18 protein-coding genes are annotated in these 17,614 nt (G+C 72.9%); 11 read left to right on the forward strand and 7 right to left on the reverse strand.

Annotated elements, in window-relative coordinates:
* Nucleotides 1-2: 2 nt before the first annotated feature.
* From IEY98_RS03365 to IEY98_RS03375, 3 genes are all read left to right on the forward strand, one after another.
* The gene (locus tag IEY98_RS03365) at nt 3-1,709 is read left to right on the forward strand and encodes a serine hydrolase domain-containing protein (RefSeq protein ID WP_189208785.1); all 1,707 of its coding nucleotides are present in this window, start codon (nt 3-5) and stop codon (nt 1,707-1,709) included.
* A 167-nt stretch (nt 1,710-1,876) separates the two neighbouring features.
* On the forward strand, nt 1,877-2,794 hold the full coding sequence (locus IEY98_RS03370; protein ID WP_189210023.1) for a MurR/RpiR family transcriptional regulator: 918 nt from the start codon (nt 1,877-1,879) through the stop codon (nt 2,792-2,794).
* Between the two features lie 28 nt (nt 2,795-2,822).
* Entirely contained in the window at nt 2,823-3,746 is a 924-nt protein-coding gene (locus tag IEY98_RS03375; protein WP_189208786.1) for an N-acetylmuramic acid 6-phosphate etherase, read from the forward strand.
* Here IEY98_RS03375 and IEY98_RS03380 read toward each other — a convergent pair.
* Entirely contained in the window at nt 3,743-4,468 is a 726-nt protein-coding gene (locus IEY98_RS03380; protein ID WP_189208787.1) for an oxidoreductase, read from the reverse strand. The two genes, IEY98_RS03375 and IEY98_RS03380, sit on opposite strands and share 4 nt — an antisense overlap.
* A 97-nt stretch (nt 4,469-4,565) precedes the next feature.
* On the opposite strand from IEY98_RS03380, the gene IEY98_RS03385 reads away from it, so the two are divergent.
* Nucleotides 4,566-5,165, forward strand: a complete 600-nt coding sequence (locus tag IEY98_RS03385) for a GNAT family N-acetyltransferase (RefSeq protein WP_189210024.1) — start codon at nt 4,566-4,568, stop codon at nt 5,163-5,165.
* Here the strand turns inward: IEY98_RS03385 and IEY98_RS03390 are convergent.
* Complete coding sequence (locus tag IEY98_RS03390; protein WP_189208788.1) at nt 5,128-6,411, reverse strand: GGDEF domain-containing protein; 1,284 nt, start codon at nt 6,409-6,411, stop codon at nt 5,128-5,130. The two genes, IEY98_RS03385 and IEY98_RS03390, sit on opposite strands and share 38 nt — an antisense overlap.
* A gap of 323 nt (nt 6,412-6,734) precedes the next feature.
* Here IEY98_RS03390 and acs point away from each other — a divergent pair, with 323 nt between their 5' ends.
* Entirely contained in the window at nt 6,735-8,717 is a 1,983-nt protein-coding gene (gene acs, locus IEY98_RS03395) for an acetate--CoA ligase (RefSeq protein ID WP_189208789.1), read from the forward strand.
* Nucleotides 8,718-8,755: 38 nt separating this feature from the next.
* On the opposite strand, the gene IEY98_RS03400 is transcribed toward acs, so the two are convergent.
* A complete protein-coding gene (locus IEY98_RS03400) occupies nt 8,756-9,466 on the reverse strand; it encodes a lysophospholipid acyltransferase family protein (protein ID WP_189210025.1) in 711 nt (236 codons plus the stop codon).
* Nucleotides 9,467-9,543: 77 nt separating this feature from the next.
* On the opposite strand from IEY98_RS03400, the gene IEY98_RS03405 reads away from it, so the two are divergent.
* From IEY98_RS03405 to IEY98_RS03420, 4 genes are all read left to right on the forward strand, one after another.
* Entirely contained in the window at nt 9,544-10,272 is a 729-nt protein-coding gene (locus IEY98_RS03405; protein ID WP_189208790.1) for a VIT1/CCC1 transporter family protein, read from the forward strand.
* Between the two features lie 71 nt (nt 10,273-10,343).
* Complete coding sequence (gene nhaA, locus IEY98_RS03410) at nt 10,344-11,531, forward strand: Na+/H+ antiporter NhaA (RefSeq protein WP_189208791.1); 1,188 nt, start codon at nt 10,344-10,346, stop codon at nt 11,529-11,531.
* A 119-nt stretch (nt 11,532-11,650) separates the two neighbouring features.
* Nucleotides 11,651-12,130: a phage holin family protein gene (locus IEY98_RS03415; protein WP_189208792.1), complete on the forward strand. Its 480-nt coding sequence runs from the start codon at nt 11,651-11,653 to the stop codon at nt 12,128-12,130.
* Between the two features lie 5 nt (nt 12,131-12,135).
* Complete coding sequence (locus IEY98_RS03420) at nt 12,136-13,071, forward strand: alpha/beta fold hydrolase (RefSeq protein ID WP_189210026.1); 936 nt, start codon at nt 12,136-12,138, stop codon at nt 13,069-13,071.
* Here IEY98_RS03420 and IEY98_RS03425 read toward each other — a convergent pair.
* The 4 genes from IEY98_RS03425 to nth are packed head-to-tail and all read right to left on the reverse strand — an operon-like array spanning nt 13,068 to nt 16,250.
* Complete coding sequence (locus tag IEY98_RS03425; RefSeq protein ID WP_189208793.1) at nt 13,068-14,255, reverse strand: MarP family serine protease; 1,188 nt, start codon at nt 14,253-14,255, stop codon at nt 13,068-13,070. The genes IEY98_RS03420 and IEY98_RS03425 overlap by 4 nt on opposite strands.
* Entirely contained in the window at nt 14,252-14,947 is a 696-nt protein-coding gene (locus tag IEY98_RS03430; protein WP_189208794.1) for an NUDIX hydrolase, read from the reverse strand. Before IEY98_RS03430 ends, IEY98_RS03425 begins: the two co-directional genes overlap by 4 nt.
* Nucleotides 14,944-15,525, reverse strand: a complete 582-nt coding sequence (locus IEY98_RS03435) for a TlpA family protein disulfide reductase (protein WP_308425829.1) — start codon at nt 15,523-15,525, stop codon at nt 14,944-14,946. The genes IEY98_RS03430 and IEY98_RS03435 overlap by 4 nt, the downstream gene beginning before the upstream one ends.
* Before the next feature lie 8 nt (nt 15,526-15,533).
* Nucleotides 15,534-16,250, reverse strand: coding sequence for an endonuclease III (gene nth, locus IEY98_RS03440; protein ID WP_189208795.1), 717 nt, complete (start codon nt 16,248-16,250; stop codon nt 15,534-15,536).
* 188 nt (nt 16,251-16,438) lie between these two features.
* Between nth and IEY98_RS03445 the strand changes: the two genes are divergently transcribed.
* Together IEY98_RS03445 and IEY98_RS03450 are read left to right on the forward strand one after the other, a co-directional pair.
* Entirely contained in the window at nt 16,439-16,687 is a 249-nt protein-coding gene (locus IEY98_RS03445) for a hypothetical protein (RefSeq protein ID WP_189208796.1), read from the forward strand.
* 154 nt (nt 16,688-16,841) lie between these two features.
* Nucleotides 16,842-17,516, forward strand: a complete 675-nt coding sequence (locus tag IEY98_RS03450) for a Crp/Fnr family transcriptional regulator (protein ID WP_189208797.1) — start codon at nt 16,842-16,844, stop codon at nt 17,514-17,516.
* Nucleotides 17,517-17,614: the final 98 nt, after the last annotated feature.

A 17,614-nucleotide genomic window follows, 5' to 3' on the forward strand; every position in this document is an offset into this window, starting at 1 on the left:
AGATGCGCACAGCGGCCGTGGTCGCGACGGTGGTCCTGACGATGGCGTCCTCGGGCGCGGCGGCGGCCGAACCGGCGATGAGCCGGTTCGACCGACCACACCACGGCTTCGCCGACACGACCCTGCGCCCCGGCACACCCCAGCAGGCGGGCCTCGACCCGGCGCCGATCGACGCGGCGGCGGAGGCGATCGCCGCGTGGACGCGCCCGGCCCCGCAGCGGCCGCTGTTCTCCGGCGCGGTCGCGCTGATGGTCCACGACGGCGTGATCGTGCACCACTCCGCCCTCGGCCAGGCCCTGCGCTACGTCGACGCCGCGGGCACGGAACTACCCGCCGAGCAGCAGGTGCCCATGCGTCCGGACACGGTGTTCGACGTGGCCTCGGTGAGCAAGCTGTTCACGTCGCTGGCCGTGATGTGCCTGGTGGAGGACGGCGAGGTCGCCGTGACCGACCCGGTCGCCGAGCACGTACCGGAGTTCGCCGCGAACGGCAAGGCGGCGATCACCGTCGAGCAGTTGCTGACCCACACCTCCGGGATGGAGCCGTGGATCCCGCTGTGGCGGGACTGGCCGGACCGGGAGTCGCGGCTGCGCGCCGCGCTGGAGCGCGCGCCCCGGGACCAGCCGGGCACCCGCTACGTCTACTCCGACCTCAACCTGATCGCGCTCGGCGTGCTGGTCGAGCGGGTCTCCGGGGTCGGGCTGGACGAGTTCCTCGCGCAGCGGATCACCGGTCCGCTCGGGCTGGACGACACCGGATACAACCCCACCGACGTCGAGCGCACCGCCGCTACCGAGTACCAGGGGACCCCGCCGCGCGGGATGGTCCGGGGCCAGGTGCACGACGAGAACGCCTGGTCGCTCGGCGGCGTCGCCGGGCACGCAGGCGTGTTCTCCACCGCCCGCGACCTGGCCGTCCTCGCGCAGACGATCCTCAACGGCGGCCAGTACGGGGGCACGCGCGTGCTGAAGCCGGAGACGGTGCGCGCGATGCTGACCGACTACAACACCGAGTTCCCCGGCAACGCCCACGGGCTCGGGTTCGAGTTGAACCAGCGCTGGTACATGGGCGGTCTCAGCGGTCCGCGCACCGCGGGGCACACCGGGTTCACCGGGACCTCGCTGGTCATCGATCCGGCGTCGCGGTCGATCGCGATCCTGCTGACCAACCGGGTGCACCCGAGCCGGTCGTGGGGCTCGATCAACAAGGCGAGGGAGACCTGGGCGACCGGGCTCGCGCGCGCGATGGCCGTGCCGCCCAAGCACGGCCCGACGACGTGGTTCGCCGCGCAGGCGGACGCGAGCACCGCGACCCTGACCACGCCCGAACTGGCCCCGCGCGGACCGGTGCGGGTCGCGTTCGACGCCTTCGTCGACTCCGAGGGCACCGACCCGCTGACTGTGGAATACACCGTCGACGGCGCGGAGTGGCGGACCGCGGTCCTGCAGGCGGCGGGCCGGGGGGCGCCGCGCGGCGACCAGACCGGTTTGGCGGGCTCAGGCCACCGCAGTTGGTGGAGTGTCCACGCGGAGTTGCCGTACGCGGCAATGCTCACAATTCGGTGGCGGTCCACTACGGACGGTCGCTACACCGGACGTGGGATTCACCTCGACCGCATTCTGGTGACCGATAGTGACGGAATCCTGCTCAACGGTGAGAAACAACCTCACTTGATGCTGCCGGTCGGGTGGACGAGCGAAACTCGTTGACCTTGGAGTGCTAACAATCCGCGTTCGCGCAGCGATGCGGGTAGCAAGCCCCCGACCGGGGCGCCTGCCTCGGCGGGCACATTTCGGTAGCGTAGCTTCCGGATGTGATGCTTCGCCTTGTCCTACCCGTTAACTGTTAGTAAGTTTCCCACGTGAGTGCGAGTCACATGACGACAGAACACAGCGAGTCAAGTCCCCTGGTCCGCATTCGCTCTCTGCTGCCGGGTCTGGCCCGGGCCGAGCAGCGGGTGGCCAAGGTCGTGCTCGACAACCCCTCCAGCGTGGCGCGGCGCAGCATCACCGAGGTCGCCGAGGCGGCCGGGACCAGCGAGACCACGGTCACCCGGTTCTGCAAGGCCATCGGCGTCGGGGGCTACCCCGAGCTGCGGATCGCCCTGGCCGCCGACACCGCGCGCGCGTCGGTGCGGGCCGACCGCGATCTCGGCGGCGAGATCGCGCCGGAGGACGACCTGAAGACGGTCGTCGGCAAGGTCACCTTCGCCGACGCCCGCGCGGTCGAGGAGACCGCCGAGCAGCTCGACATCGACGTGCTGGCCCAGGTCGTGGACGCGATCGCGGGCGCCCGCCGGGTCGACGTCTACGGCGTGGGCGCGAGCGCCTTCGTCGCCGCCGACCTGCAGCAGAAGCTGCACCGCATCGGCCGGACCAGCTTCGCGTGGAGCGACACGCACATCATGCTGACGTCCGCGGCCGTGCTGACCGGCGACGACGTCGCGGTGGGCATCTCGCACACGGGCGCCACCACCGACACGGTCGAGGCCCTGCGCGTGGCCCGCACGCACGGCGCGACGACGGTGGCGCTGACGAACTACCCGACGTCGCCGATCGCCGACGTCGCCGACTTCGTGCTCACCACCGCCGCCCGGGAGACCACGTTCCGCTCGGGCGCGACGGCCAGCCGGATCGCCCAGCTCACCGTGGTCGACTGCCTGTTCATCGGCATCGCCCAGCGGCACATCGACCAATCGATCAGCGCGCTGGACGCCACCCGCGACGCGGTGTCCGGCCACCGTCTGGAGACCAGGCACGACGGCAGGCGCAAGCCCCGGGAGACCGGGAAGTGACCGGGGGTGCGCGGGAAGGGGTACCGAGATGACCGTCCCTCGACAGTCGGTGCACGTCGACTCCCCCACGGAGCGACGCAACCCGCGCACCGCCCGGATCGACACACTGCCCACAGTGGACGTCCTGCGCCTGATCAACGCCGAGGACCGGCTCGTGCCGGACGCGGTGCGCGACGCGCTGCCGCAGCTGGGCGTCGCCGTCGACCTCGCCGTCGCGGCGTTGTCATCGGGGCGCGGGGTGCACTACGTCGGCGCGGGCACCTCGGGGCGGCTGGCGACGCTGGACGCCGCCGAGCTGCGCCCGACCTTCGACGTCCCCGACGGCTGGTTCGCCGTGCACCACGCGGGCGGTGACCGGGCGCTGCGCGACGCGGTCGAGGACGCCGAGGACGACGAGGCGGCGGGCGCGGACGCCATGGCGACCGTGCGGCCCGGCGATTTCGTGCTGGGCCTGACCGCGTCCGGCCGCACGCCCTTCGTGCTGGGCGCCCTGGCCGCCGCCCACGACCGCGGCGCGAGCACCGCGCTGGTGTCGAACAACCCCAACACCTCCCAGCCCGGCTGGCTGGACGTGCTGGTCGTGGTGGACACCGGCCCGGAGGCGATCGCCGGGTCGACCCGGATGAAGGCGGGCACGGCGCAGAAGCTGGTGCTGACGTCGTTCTCCACCGCCGTCATGGTGCGGATGGGCCGGACGTACGAGAACCTGATGGTCAGCCTGCGGGCCACCAACGCCAAGCTGCGCGGCCGGACGCTGCGCATCCTGCGGGAGGCCACGGGGCTGACACAGCAGGAGTGCTCGACCGCGCTGACCGAGGCGCACGGCGACCTCAAGGTCGCGATGGTGCACCTGCTGTCCGGCGCGGAGATCCGCCGGGCCGCGGCCGCGCTCGACAGCAGCCACGGGCACGTGCGCGCGGCGCTGGGCCTGCTGAACGCCCACGCGGTCTAGCCGACGGCAGCGTCCGCGATGCTCGTCGCCTCGCGCGCGCCGTCCTGGATGCCCTCGCAGGCGAAGACGATCCAGTCCGCGAGCCGCTGCGGCTCCCCGGTCGCGAAGCCCTCGGCCAGCTCCCGGTACCGCTCGGCGCGGCGCAGGTAGAACACCTCGGGGACGCCGAGGCCCTTCGGGTCGAGGCCGGTGGCGATCATGGCCAGCCGGGCGGCCGCCCGCGCCACGACGCCGTCCGCGCTGCCGAACGGGGCCAGCGCGAGCAGTTCGCCGTGCACGACGGCCGTCACGACCGGGCCGGGCACGCGGGTGCCGCCCGCGACGAGGTCGGCGAGCAGTTCCAGCCGCTGGCCGGTGCCCGGTCGGGGCCGTCCGAGCGCGTCGGGCCCGGCGATGTCGGCCGCGGCGAGCACGTGCAGCCGGGCCAGCGCCTGCAGCGGGGCCCGTTCCCACGTCGGCAGCAGCGGACCCAGCGCCTCGGCGGCGCGCAGCGCGCCCGCCAGCACCGGGTCGGACACCTGGCCCTCGGCGGGGATGGCGGTGGGCCCGCCGTCGAGCGCGGCGGAGGCCCGGGCGGCGCGCACCGACGCCTCGGCGGCCGTCGCGGGCCAGCCGCGGCGGTTGGTCTGGTGCCGGTGCACCTGCGCGACGGCGTCCCGGGCGGCGGCGACGGCGTCCGTCACCCCGGGGAGGTCGAGCAGCGCGGCCAGGGGATCGCTCACGCCGCAGGACAGTACCGGCGCGTCAAGTGGCCTCTTGAAACTCACCAGAAGTGGACGGTGTCGGATAGCCACTTCGCTGGCTACCGTCACGGTCGTGATGGACCTGCAGCCCACCCTCGTCGGCGAGCACGTGCGCCTCGCCCCCACCACGATGGCCGACTCCCCCGGCCTCTACGCCGCGGGCGCGGACCGGTCGGTGTGGGCGTGGCTGGGCAAACGGTATCCGGAGTCCCAGGCCGATATGGACGCCCAGGTCGCCGAGGCGATCGCCGACCCGACGCGGTTCCCGTTCACCCAGTTCGCCGCGTCCGGCGAGATCGCGGGCACCACGTCCTACTACGAGGTCGACGCCAAGCACCGCGGCATCTACATCGGACACACCTGGATCGGCGCGCCGTGGCAGCGCACCGCGCTGAACACCGAGGCCAAGCTGCTGCTGATGACGCACGCGTTCGACACGCTCGGCGCGCTGCGCGTCGGCTGGCACACCGACATCCGCAACGAGCGCTCGCAGCGCGCGATCGAGCGGCTGGGCGCTCAGCGCGAGGGAGTCCTGCGCCACCACCGTTTCCGCCCCGACGGGACCATCCGCGACACCGTCGTCTACTCGGTGACGGCCGAGGAGTGGCCCGCGGTCCGCGACGGGCTCGCCGCGCGGCTCAGTGCGGGGAGTCCACTTCGGCGGGCGCGGGCGTGAGCCGGATCTGGTTGCGGCCGCCCGCTTTCGCCTCCGCCAGCGCGTCGTCGGCGTGCGTCTGCAGGGTGGCGAGGTCCGTGCCGTCGGTCGGGGACACCGCGATGCCGCCGGAGACGGTGAACTGACCGACCCGCTCGATGCCCGCGCCGCGCGTGGGCGTCAGCTCGACGGTCATGGCCTCGACCGCGCGCCGGATGCGCTCGGCGACCGCCCACGCGTCGCTGCGCCCGGTGCCGGGCAGCACGAGGGAGAACTCCTCGCCGCCCCACCGGCAGACGAGGTCGTCGCGGCGGACCATGCCGCGCAGCAGGGTCGCGAAGCTCTTGAGCACCTCGTTGGCGCCCAGGTGGCCCAGCCGGGCGTTGACCTGGCGGAAGCCGTCGAGGTCGAGCATCAGCACGGCCGTCGGCCTGCGCCTGGCCTGGTCGGCGACCAGGGCGAGGGCGGCGGCCGGGTTGAACCCGCGCTGGTTGGCCAGGCCGGTGAGCGGGTCGTGCAGCGCGTCGGCCTCGAAGCGGTCGCGTTCCCTGGCGAGTTCGGCGATGCGCTGGGTCCGCCGGGTGACCCCGGTGGCGACCGCGGCGACCGCGACCAGCGGCGCGCCGTGCCCGACGCCCGCCGACCACGCGGCGATGACCCCGAGGGCGAGCACCACGAGCAAGTCGCCGTCGCTGAGCACGCGTGTCCACGTCACGGTTCCGCGCAGCGCCCGGACCGCGCCCGGGATCACCCGCCAGACCAGCCAGAACGCCGCGACCGCTCCGGCGAGGCCCATCGCGGCGACGGCGAGCGTGGCAGGCGGCAGCGTGCCCTCGACCACCCACTCGCGGGCCGGGCTGGCGACCGCGACGGTGTGCGCGGCGACCGCGGCGGCGATGAGGGTGCAGGCGTCGACGACGTGCCGACCGCCCTCGCGGACGACCAGGCCGCGGCCGGTGACGACGATCGCGGGCACCAGCGCCAGCGCGGTGGGCAGCACCAGCGCGCCGCCGAGCACCCACGCCGCGCCGTGGTCGACCCGTTCGACCGCCAGGTGCGCGACCCTGCGGCGCTCCTGCGGCGGCCGGGTGGCCTCGGCGTGCATGAGGGCGACCGCGACCAGGACGAGGGCGAGCCACCAGGACTCGGCGTCGGGCAGCGGGCCACCGGCCGAGCGCAGTGCCCAGCCGAGGCCGACAACGGTGCAGCCCACCGCCCAGACCACCGCCGCGGATGGTCGGAAGCGGGGGCTGATCCGGCGGTCCATGGTCCCCCTTAAGCGGCGCCGACGACCCGGAGTGACCGGCGTGGCCGGATTGGCCCGCCCGGCTCCCCTCCCCAGGGAATCCGGGCGACCGCGTCCGGGCGACGGCGGACACGCGCTGTGCCCGCCGCTGCCGAACGCGGCCATACCGATCACCACGGTACGTCCTCGCCGCGTCACCGTCCGCTGATTCCGGCAAGGCCAACCGAACGGAGCACGCGGCCATATTGGTCCAAACCAATAGGGGGTCCGGGCTGTCCAGCGCCCCGGGTTGGGGCTAGATTCGCACCCGGCGTGCGAACCTGCCCCGACGAGGAGGTCACCCCATGACCGAGCTATCCGGCCCACGCCCGGCGCTGGACAACCTGTCGACCGAGACGCGGGCGTTCCCGCCGCCGGAGGCCGTGGCCGCCGCGGCGAACGTGCGGGCCGACGCCTACGAGCGCGCCGCGGCCGACCGGCTGGGCTACTGGGCCGAGCAGGCGCGGAGGCTGGCCTGGGACACCGAGTGGGACCAGGTGCTGGACTGGTCGGACGCCCCGTTCGCGAAGTGGTTCGTCGGCGGCAGGCTCAACGTCGCCTACAACTGCGTGGACCGGCACGTGGAGGCCGGGCTGGGCGAGCGGGTGGCGCTGCACTGGGAGGGCGAGCCGGGCGACACCCGCACGGTCACCTACGCCGATCTCCAGCGGCTGGTGTGCCAGGCGGCCAACGGGCTCTCGTCGCTGGGGCTGAAGGCGGGCGACCGCGTCGCCATCCAGATGCCGATGCTGGTCGAGGCCATCGTCGCGATGCTCGCCTGCGCCCGCCTGGGCCTGGTGCACAGCGTCGTCTTCGGCGGCTTCTCCCCCGCCGCGCTGCGCTCGCGCATCGAGGACGCGCAGGCCCGCGTGCTGATCACCAGCGACGGGCAGTACCGCCGCGGCGAGGCCGTCGCGATGAAGGACAACACCGACGAGGCCACCGCGCACACCCCCACGATCGAGCGCGTGATCGTGGTCAAGCGCACCGGCACCGACTGCGGCTGGACCGAGGGCCGCGACATCTGGTGGCACGACCTCATGGACGGGCAGTCCACCGAGCACACGCCGGAGGCGTTCGACTCCGAGCACCCGCTCTTCATCCTCTACACCTCCGGCACGACGGGGAAGCCGAAGGGCATCCTGCACACCAGCGGCGGCTACCTGACCCAGGTCGCCTACACCCACCACGCGGTCTTCGACCTCAAACCCGACACCGACGTCTACTGGTGCACCGCCGACATCGGCTGGGTCACCGGCCACTCCTACATCGTCTACGGCCCCCTCGCCAACGCCGCCACCCAGGTCGTCTACGAGGGCACCCCCAACACCCCCCACCAGGGCCGCCACTTCGAGATCATCGCCAAATACGGCGTCACCATCTACTACACCGCCCCCACCCTCATCCGCACCTTCATGAAGTGGGGGACGGACAACCCCGCCGCCCACGACCTGTCCTCCCTGCGCCTGCTGGGATCGGTGGGCGAGCCGATCAACCCGGAGGCGTGGGTGTGGTACCGCACCCACATCGGCGGTGAGCGCTGCCCGGTGGTGGACACGTGGTGGCAGACCGAGACCGGGGCGATCATGATCAGCCCGCTGCCCGGGGTGACCAGGACCAAGCCGGGGTCGGCGCAGGTCCCGCTGCCGGGGATCAGCGCCCAGGTGGTCGACGACGCCGGCGTGGAGGTCCCGCACGGCTCCGGTGGGTATCTGGTGTTGACCGAGCCGTGGCCGGGGATGTTGCGCGGCATCTGGGGCGACCCGGAGCGGTTCAAGGACACGTACTGGTCCCGGTATGCCGAGCAGGGCTACTACTTCGCCGGCGACGGCGCGAAGTACGACAACGACGGCCACATCTGGCTGCTCGGCCGCGTCGATGACGTGATGAACGTGTCGGGACACCGCATCTCCACCACTGAGGTCGAGTCGGCATTGGTGTCGCACCCGACGGTGGCGGAGGCGGCGGTGGTCGGGGCGAGCGACCCCACCACCGGACAGGGCATCGTCGCCTTCGTCATCCCCCGCGGCAAAGCCGCCGCCGACCGCGACAGCCACATCACCACGTTGCGCAACCACGTCGCACAAGAGATCGGCGCGATCGCCAAACCCCGCCAGATCCTCATCGTCGAGGAACTCCCCAAGACCCGCAGCGGCAAGATCATGCGCAGGCTCCTGCGCGACATCGCCGAGAACCGCGAACTCGGCGACACCACCACCCTCGCCGACCAGACCGTCATGAACCTCATCACCGAGGGTTTGAGCAACCAGAAGTCGCAAGAGGACTGATCACGTCGGGGCCCCGCGGCAGCGGGGCCCCGTCCGCGTCACCGGACCGGTGGTTCCTCGCCGCGCAGTTCGGCCAGCAGCTCGGTGATCGCGTGCATGATCCGCTTGGTCGCCTCGTTCAGCGTCTCCCGGTCGATCCCGGTCAGGTCCGACAGGTCGACCGGCGGACCGGCGACGATCTGGACCGTGCGGCGCGGGAACAGCCGGGGGAAGCGGGCGTGCGCGGGCAGCAGCTCGTGCGTGCCCCAGTTGACCACCGGGATCACCGGCGCGCCCGTCTCCATCGCCACCCGGGCGACGCCGTTCTTCACCCGGGTGGACGGCCAGTGCGAGACGTCGTCGGAGAATCCCGCCTCCGGGAAGAACATCACGCACTCCCCGCGCTTCACCGCCTCGACAGCGCCCACATAGGCCGCGCGCGCCTGGGCGGTGTCGCGGACGACGGGGATGTGCCCGCCGCCGTCGAGCACCTGCTTGATCCCCGGCACCTTCCACAGGCTGGCCTTCGCCAGGTACCGGGGGATGCGCCCGGCGGCCAGGGTGAAGGCGGTGACGGTCACCGGGTCGGCGAACGAGAGGTGGTTCGAGGCCAGCACCACCCCGCCGCGCTGAGGCAGCGAGCCCGCGAACCGCAGTCGGGCGCTGAGCGCCATCAGCGGCCAGATGAGGTCGATCGCCAGGCTGAACCAGAAGCCGCGGCCGCGCCGGGGCACGCGGAACATGAGCGTCAGGGCCCGCAGGGTGCCCATGGGTCGGTCGCTTCGCACACCCCCATCTTCGCGGCAGGAGATCGGCGGGATGCGCCCGACCGGGCGAGAATACGCAGGTGAGCACCGACAGTGAGCAGACCGGCACCCATCCGGCCGAGCCGCACCACGACAGCCTGAGCGCCCGGCTCAACTGGCTGCGGGCAGGCGTGCTCGGGGCCAACGACGGGATCATCTCGACCGCGGGCCTCGTCGTCGGCGTCGCGGGCGCGACGACCGACCGGATGGCGATCCTCGCCGCCGGGGTCGCCGGGCTGGTCGCGGGCTCGCTGTCGATGGCGGGCGGGGAGTACGTCTCGGTCAGCACCCAGCGCGACACCGAACGCGCCGCGCTGCGGACGGAGGCGCGCGAGCTGCGCGAGATGCCCGAGGCCGAGGAGCGCGAACTCGCGGGCATCTACCAGGCCAAGGGCCTCTCGCCCGAACTCGCCGCGCAGGTCGCCCGGGAGCTGACCGAGGCCGACGCGCTGGCCGCGCACGCCGACGCCGAACTGCAGATCGACCCGGACAACCTCACCAGCCCGTGGCAGGCGGCATGGGCGTCGCTGATCGCGTTCGCGGTGGGCGCGCTGCTGCCGCTGACCGCCATCGCGCTGCCCCCGGTCGAGTGGCGCGTGTGGACCTGCGTGGCGGCGGTGATCATCGGGCTCGTGCTCACCGGCACGATCAGCGCACGACTGGGCGACGCGCGCGTGGGTCGTGCTGTGCTAAGGAACGTCCTGGTAGGGACGTTGGCGATGACTGTGACGTACTTCGTCGGTGTCCTGTTCGGCGTGACCGTGGGTTAGGCTTCGAAACAGGTGTGCCGGGAAGTCTGGTCGGCGTACGGGAGACGTGTACGCCGAGCCGGGAGCAGCCCTTGACGAACCGACACACGCCGCGCCTCTCGGAGTTCGCCCGCTACCTGCGAACCGAGACCGTCGGCGGGCTCGTCCTGCTCGCCGCCACCGCGCTGGCCCTGATCTGGGCCAACTCCCCGCTCGGCGACTCCTACCGCGACCTGCGCGAGACCCGGGTCGGCACCGAGTTCCTGCACCTGAACCTGACCGTCGGCGACTGGGCCAAGGACGGGCTGCTGGCGCTGTTCTTCTTCGTCGTCGGCCTGGAGCTCAAGCGCGAGCTGGTGATCGGCGAGCTGTCCCGGTTCAAGGCCGCGCTGCTGCCGGTGATCGCCGCGCTCGGCGGCATGGTCGTGCCCGCCCTGCTGGCGCTGCTCATCGCCGCGGGCGATCCGCTGGCCGGGCAGGTCTGGCCGATCCCGGTCGCCACCGACATCGCCTTCGCCCTCGGCGTGCTCGCGCTGACCGCACGGCACATGCCCAGCAGCGCGCGGGTGTTCCTGCTCAGCCTGGCCGTGGTGGACGACCTGGGCGCCATCGCGCTGATCGCCACCCTGTTCACGTCCAAGTTCGACTTCATCGCGTTCGGCGTCTCCGTCGTGCTCCTGGCGCTGTACTGGTACCTGCAGCGCAAGCGGATCACCTCGCCGTGGCTCTACGTGCCGCTGGCGATCGGGGTGTGGATCGCGGTGCACACCAGCGGCATCCACGCGACCGTGGCGGGCGTCGCGCTCGGCCTGCTGACCCGGGTGCGGAAGGACCCGTACGAGAAGGAGGCCCCGGCGCTGCGCCTGGAGCACCGCCTCCAGCCGTGGTCGGCGGGCGTGGCCGTGCCGGTGTTCGCGCTGTTCGCCGCGGGCGTGCCGATCGGCGCTGACGCCCTCGGCGCGGTGTTCACCGAGCGGATCGGGCTGGCGATCATGATCGGGCTGGTCGCGGGCAAACTGCTCGGCATCGTGGGGTTCTCGCTGGTCGCGGTGAAGTTCAAGCTCGCGGCCATGCCCAGCGGCCTCGGCTGGCGCGACATGGGGGCGGTGGCGATGCTCGGCGGCGTCGGGTTCACCGTCAGCCTGTTGATCGCCGAGCTGTCGCTCGCCGAGGCCGACGCGGAGCTGGCGAAGGCGGCGGTGCTGATCGCCTCGGCCGCGGCCTCGCTGCTGGCGGCGGGAATGTTGGCGAAGCGGAGCAAGGCGCACGCGGATTCCTGATCCCGCCTGAGTGATCCGGTCACCTCCGGGACTTCCCGCGGTGGTCCGCTGCTCGGGTGCGGCGCGCGGGCTTGGGAGTCCGCAGGCGCTTGGCAGCTGCGGCATGGCACGATGACCCGGTGACCAGCGCACACGGAAACGGACAACGCGACGGCTTGCCCCCGGTGCCGTCCATCCCACTGGCCGACGACCGCACCATCGCCGCCGCCGACCCGTCGATCGGGAACCTGGTCAAGGACGCGACCACCCACCTGTCGACCCTGGTGCGGGCCGAGGTGGAGCTGGCCAAGACCGAGGTCGCCCGGGAGGTCAAGAAGGGCATCAAGGGCAGCGTCTTCGCGATCCTCGCCCTGGTCATCCTCCTCTACAGCTCGTTCTTCCTGTTCTTCGCGCTGGCCGAGCTGCTGGCCGACATCGGGCTGTGGCGCTCGGCGGCGTTCGGGATCGTGTTCTTCCTGATGCTGCTGATGGCGGGCTTCTTCGCCTTCATCGGCTACCGCAAGTTCCGCACCGTCCGCGCCCCGAAGCGCACCATCGACTCGGTCAAGGAGACCGCGGCGACCCTGCGCCAGCGCGGCTCCGACGAGCCCAGGGACTGAAGGCGCTGAGGCGCGCCCCGGACCCCGCCGCGGTCCGCATCGACGGGCCGTGGACGCACCGCGACGTCTACGCCAACGGCATCCGGCTGCACACCGCGGAGGCGGGCGACGGCCCGCTGGTCGTCCTGCTGCACGGGTTCGCCGGGTTCTGGTGGACCTGGCGCCACCAGCTGACCGCGCTCGGCGACGCCGGCTTCCGCGCCGTCGCCGTCGACCTGCGCGGCTACGGCGACTCCGACAAGCCCCCGCGCGGCTACGACGCCTGGACCCTCTCCGGTGACGTCGCGGGCCTGATCAGGGCGCTCGGCGCGCCCCGGGCGCACCTCGTCGGACACGGCTGGGGCGGCCTGCTCGCCTGGTCGGCCGCCGCGCTGCACCCGCGCCTGGTGGACTCGGTGAGCACCGTGTCCGCCCCCCACCCGATCGCCCTGCGCGACGAGGCCAGGCGGACCGTGCTCCGGCGACGGCCGCGCAACCAGGCACGCGCGCTGAGCCCGATGCTGCGCTCGCAGCTGCCCATCGCCCCCGAGCGCTGGCTTGTCCGCGAGGACACGCTTCCCCGGCTGTTCGGCCTGTGGTCGGGGCGGCGGTGGCGCGAGTCGCCGGACTTCGCCGACGCCGTCGCCCGGTACCAGGAGGCGATGCTGATCCCGGGCGTCGCGCACTGCGCGCTGGAGTACTACCGGTGGGCGGTGCGGTCCCAGTTCCGCAGCGAGGGCAGGCGCTACACCGAGGCGATGCAGCGCCGCATCCGCACGCCCGTCCTGCAGCTCTACGGCGCGGACGACCCCTGCGTGCTGCCGTACACGCGCACGGCGTCAGCGCCCTGGCTCAAGGGGCCTGCCGAGCACCTCGAACTGCCCGGGGTGGGCAACCTGCCCCCGGAGGAGGACCCGGCCGGGACCAGCGCGGCGATCACGGCGTTCCTCAAGTCGCACTAGCCCGCGCAGCGGCCCGTCGACACCGGCTCGGTCAGCCGGGGCGCGGCGTCGACCTCGTCGCGCACCTCCGCCCCGGTCAGCGCGAAGCCGGTCTCCGAGTCGTCCACGGCCGCGCCGAAGATCACGCCGAGCACGTCGCCGTTGGTGTCGACCAGCGGGCCGCCGGAGTTCCCGCTGAGCACCTTCGCGCGCAGCGTGTAGACGTCGCGGTCGACCGGGTTCGGTGAGTCGTAGATGTCCGGGCCGCGCAGCGGAATGCGGTCGCGCACGCGCGCGGCCTCCGCGGTGTACGGGCCGTCGAGCGGGTAGCCGAGCACGATGCCGTCCTGGCCGCTCTCGACCTCGTAGTCGGCGAACCCCAGCGGGTCGGCCGCCAGGCTCGGCACGCGCAGGACCGCCACGTCGGTGCGCGGGTCGTAGAGCACGACCTCGGCGCGCAGGGTCCGGTCGCCGGACTCGACGCTGACCTCCTCAGCGCCCGCGACGACGTGCGCGTTGGTCATGACGCGCTGCGGGGCGATGACGAACCCGCTGCCCTCCAGCGCCCGCTCGCAGGCCGTGGCCCGGGCGTTGATCTTGAGCACGCTCGGCCGCACGCGCTGCACGACCGCGCTGGCCTGCAGCGCCGGGTCCGGCGGGGCGACCTCGCGGTTGGGCGTGCGGTTGAACGGGTCGACCGCGGCCGGGAAGCCGGAGACGTCCAGCAGCTCGCGCAGCTCGTCCGGCAGGCCCCGCGCCGCCTGCGGCATGACGTCGTCGACGCCGCCGAGCACCACCGAGTTGTTGATCGCCGATGCCAGCCCAGGCAGCCCGCCGACCGTGGTCAGCGGCAGCGCGATCAGCCACGACACCAGGAACACGACCGCGCCCTGCACGACCGCGCCCAGCACGCTGTCCACCCCGGCCAGCTTCGGCGACGAGATGCGCTGGCGCAGCGTCCGCCCCGCCCACACGCCCAGGGTCTCGCCCAGGGCGACCAGCAGGACGAAGATCGCCACCGCGAACGCCACCCGGGTCGGGGTCGCCGAGATGCCCGCGACGACCAGCGGCGCGACCTTGATCCCGACGATGGCGCCCACCAGGACGCCGAGGAACGCGGGCAGCGCGGTGACCACGCCCTGCCGGGCGCCGGACACCGCGGCGAGCACGGCCAGCGCGACCACCAGAACGTCGACCCAGTTCACGCGCTGACCTCCGGACCCCGTGAGCGGACGGAGCGCCACGCTACGTCAAGATCGCGCACATCGCGCGCGTCCCACTCCCGGTGCCAGCCGCCCGCGGCCAGGACCATGGTCAGCAGACCGGCGGTGAAGCCCCAGACCAGCATGTCCGGGGCGGCGAACGCCGGGCCGACGTACCCGGACGGGTGCCTGACCCGGAACCGGTTCGCCGGGTCGGCCAGGTGCGCGATCGGGACCCGGGCCACGGCCTGGGTCTCCCGCTCCGACACCGCCCACACCCGGCTGGGCTTCTCCCAGTGCGCGACCACCGGGGTGACGTCGAAGGCCGAGACCGGGATGTGCAGGGCGGGCAGCAGCGCCACCGGCCGCACCCCGGCCGGGTCGACGCCGGTCTCCTCGACGGCCTCGCGCAGCGCGGTCGCCACCGGCCCGTCGTCCTCGGGCTCGGCCTTGCCGCCGGGGAAGCTGACCTGGTTGGCGTGGGCGTCGCCGGACGCGGCCCGCAGTTGCAGCAGCACGTCGGGCCCGTGGTGCTCGTCCTCGCCGAGCAGGATCAGCACGGCCGCCTCGCGCGCGCCCTCGCCGATCGCGGCGAAGCGGGTGAACAGGCCGACGTCGATGTCCCCGGTCGAGGCGACCAGCGTCCGCAGCCAGCCGGGCACGGTGTCGGGGTCGACCAGCGGGCCGTGGCTCATCCCAGCCCCCCGTCGACCGCCGCCCGGATCTCCTCGACGGACTCGAACACCCTGGGGTCGCTGATCAGCGTGATCGTGCCGTCGGCCCGCACCAGGTAGGACGCGGGCAGGCCGACGGGCAGCCGCAGCGCCCGGGCGACCGCGCCGTCGCCGTCGTGCAGGGTCGGCAGCTTCACCCCGACGCCGCCGAGGAAGACCAGCGCGTCGCCCTGCGGGCTCTGCACGGCGAGCGTGACCACGTCGACGGCGTCCGCGCCCGCGGCGTACTCAGCCAGCAGTGGCAGCTCGGCCCGGCAGGGCTCGCACCAGGTCGCCCAGACGTTGAGCAGCAGGTCGCGCCCGCCCAGCGCGGCGGCGGCGTCCACCGGCTCGCCGGTGCCCAGGCAGGTCGCGGTGACACCGCGCAGCGCTTCCGGCCCCGGCGTGCCGGTCGCGCAGTCGGCCAGCGCGGCCGCCGCTCGCGCGTCCGCGACGTCCGGGCCGGGCCGCGCGGTGCGGGTGGCGGGCCCGTCGTCCCTGGGCCACAGCGCGATGGCCGCGGCGACCACGAGGACCACCGCGACCACGACCCACCGCACGCGGGGGATCACCCGGTCGACCGGCCCGGCCGGTAGCCCTGGCGCACCCGCTCGGCGAGCTCCAGCAGGTGCTCGGCCTCCTCGCCCTTCACCAGCTTGGCGGCCGCCTCGTACTCGGTGGGGCCCGTGCCGTAGGAGGGGCAGTCCTTGGCCAGGAAGCAGGCCCCGCACGCGGGCTTCTTGGCGTGGCAGACCCGCCTACCGTGGAAGATCACGTAGTGCGACAGCATCGTCCAGTCCTTGCGCGGGACGAGTGCGCCGATCGCGTGCTCGACCTTGACCGGGTCCTCCAGGTCGGTCCACTGGAAGCGGCGGACGAGCCTGCCGAAGTGTGTGTCGACGGTGATCCCGGGTACCCCGAAGGCGTTGCCGAGGATGACGTTGGCGGTCTTGCGACCGATTCCCGGCAGCGTGACCAGGTCGTCGAGGTTGGCGGGCAGCTCGCCGTCGAAGCGCTCGACCAGCTCGGCGCCCAAGCCCATCAGCGACGCGGCCTTGTTGCGGTAGAAGCCGGTGGAGCGGATCAGCTCCTCCAGCTCGGCGCGGTCGGCGGCGGCGTAGTCGGCGGCGGTCTTGTACTTGGCGAACAGGGCGGGGGTGGTCAGGTTGACCCGGACGTCGGTCGACTGCGCGGACAGGATCGTGGCGACGGCCAGCTCCAGCGGGGTGGTGAAGTCCAGCTCGCAGTGGGCGTCGGGGTAGCCCTCCGCTAACGCCCTGGTCATCCGGCGAACACGCCGGGTGAGCGCGAGACTGGGTTCGGCATCCAGGGGCGGGCGTCGGGTGGTCGCGGGCACGTCGCTAGCCTACGGCCCGACGAACAACCCGAGATGTGCCCCGGACGTCCTAGCAAAGCGAGTCCATCGGAAAGTCGGACCGGGCGGGTCCGGCTGGGAGCGAGGATCTACGACACATGGCTGTCTGGTTCGTGTTCGCGGTGCCGCTGGTGATCATGTTCTTCGCGCTCTTCATGGAGCGGGTGGAGACCCGCATCCGGCACGCGGCGGTGCAGGAGACCGACGTCGAGGAGTTCCTCGAGCAGGCCAGGCCGGACGAGGTGCGGGCGCTCTACGGCCACGGCATCGGCCGTGCGCTGGAGCTTTTCCGGCTGCGCAGGCTGGGCGGACGCGCCGCCAAGCTGCGTGGTCGCAAGGGGGCCTGACTAGGCGTTATTGTTCTCCGGCTGGGCTTGGTTGAAGGATCCATAACCGACCTTGACGGCGCGCCGTGATGGCGTTAACGGGTCAGGCCCTACACTGAATGCGGTGATCGGCCGCACAGCGTCTGTGTGCGCCGGGTGGAAACGGAGGACCGAGGTGGATGAGACCCTTGCCCGCGCGGGCATTTTCCAAGGGGTCGAGCCGGCCGCGGCGGAGGCGCTCGCGCAGACGCTCGAGTCGGTGGAGTTCCCGCGGGGGCACGTGATCTTCGCCGAGGGTGAGCCGGGTGACCGGCTCTACATCATCCAGTCGGGCAAGGTGAAGCTCGGCCGCAAGTCGCCGGACGGCCGGGAGAACCTGCTGGGGATCTTCGGACCGTCGGACATGTTCGGCGAGCTCTCGATCTTCGACCCCGGGCCGCGCACGTCCACCGCCACCACGGTCACCGAGGTCCGCGCGGTCACCATGGACCGGCCCGCGCTGCGGCAGTGGATCAACAACCGGCCGGAGATCGCCGAGCAGCTGCTGCGGGTCATCGCGCGCAGGCTGCGCCGGACCAACGGCATGCTGGCCGACCTGATCTTCACCGACGTCCCCGGCCGGGTGGCCAAGGCGCTGCTGCAGCTCGCGCAGCGCTTCGGCAGCCAGGAGGCCGGGCTGCTGCGGGTGACCCACGACCTCACCCAGGAGGAGATCGCCCAGTACGTCGGCGCCTCCCGGGAGACCGTCAACAAGGCCCTCGCCGACTTCGCCCACCGCGGCTGGCTGCGCCTTGAGGGCAAGAGCGTGCTGATCCTGGACCCGGAGCGGCTGGCCCGCCGGGCCCGCTAGCCGGACGCAGAGCAAACGAAAGGCCGGGCGCCGCCCCCGACGCGGCGCACCGGCCTTTCGCCTGCGTGAACCATCCCCCGACGATCCACGCTCCCCGC

It is taken from the genome of Actinokineospora fastidiosa, from assembly GCF_014648415.1.
Taxonomy (GTDB): Bacteria; Actinomycetota; Actinomycetes; order Mycobacteriales; family Pseudonocardiaceae; genus Actinokineospora; species Actinokineospora fastidiosa.

What these genes read in the sequence shown, in the direction of transcription:
- IEY98_RS03365 (WP_189208785.1), top strand. Translation starts at nt 3, where the DNA reads ATGCGCACAGCGGCCGTGGTCGCGACGGTGGTCCTGACGATGGCGTCC.
- IEY98_RS03370 (WP_189210023.1), top strand. Translation starts at nt 1,877, where the DNA reads ATGACGACAGAACACAGCGAGTCAAGTCCCCTGGTCCGCATTCGCTCT.
- IEY98_RS03375 (WP_189208786.1), top strand. Translation starts at nt 2,823, where the DNA reads ATGACCGTCCCTCGACAGTCGGTGCACGTCGACTCCCCCACGGAGCGA.
- IEY98_RS03385 (WP_189210024.1), top strand. Translation starts at nt 4,566, where the DNA reads ATGGACCTGCAGCCCACCCTCGTCGGCGAGCACGTGCGCCTCGCCCCC.
- IEY98_RS03390 (WP_189208788.1), bottom strand. Translation starts at nt 6,411, where the DNA reads ATGGACCGCCGGATCAGCCCCCGCTTCCGACCATCCGCGGCGGTGGTC.
- acs (WP_189208789.1), top strand. Translation starts at nt 6,735, where the DNA reads ATGACCGAGCTATCCGGCCCACGCCCGGCGCTGGACAACCTGTCGACC.
- IEY98_RS03400 (WP_189210025.1), bottom strand. Translation starts at nt 9,466, where the DNA reads ATGGGCACCCTGCGGGCCCTGACGCTCATGTTCCGCGTGCCCCGGCGC.
- IEY98_RS03430 (WP_189208794.1), bottom strand. Translation starts at nt 14,947, where the DNA reads ATGAGCCACGGCCCGCTGGTCGACCCCGACACCGTGCCCGGCTGGCTG.
- nth (WP_189208795.1), bottom strand. Translation starts at nt 16,250, where the DNA reads ATGACCAGGGCGTTAGCGGAGGGCTACCCCGACGCCCACTGCGAGCTG.
- IEY98_RS03445 (WP_189208796.1), top strand. Translation starts at nt 16,439, where the DNA reads ATGGCTGTCTGGTTCGTGTTCGCGGTGCCGCTGGTGATCATGTTCTTC.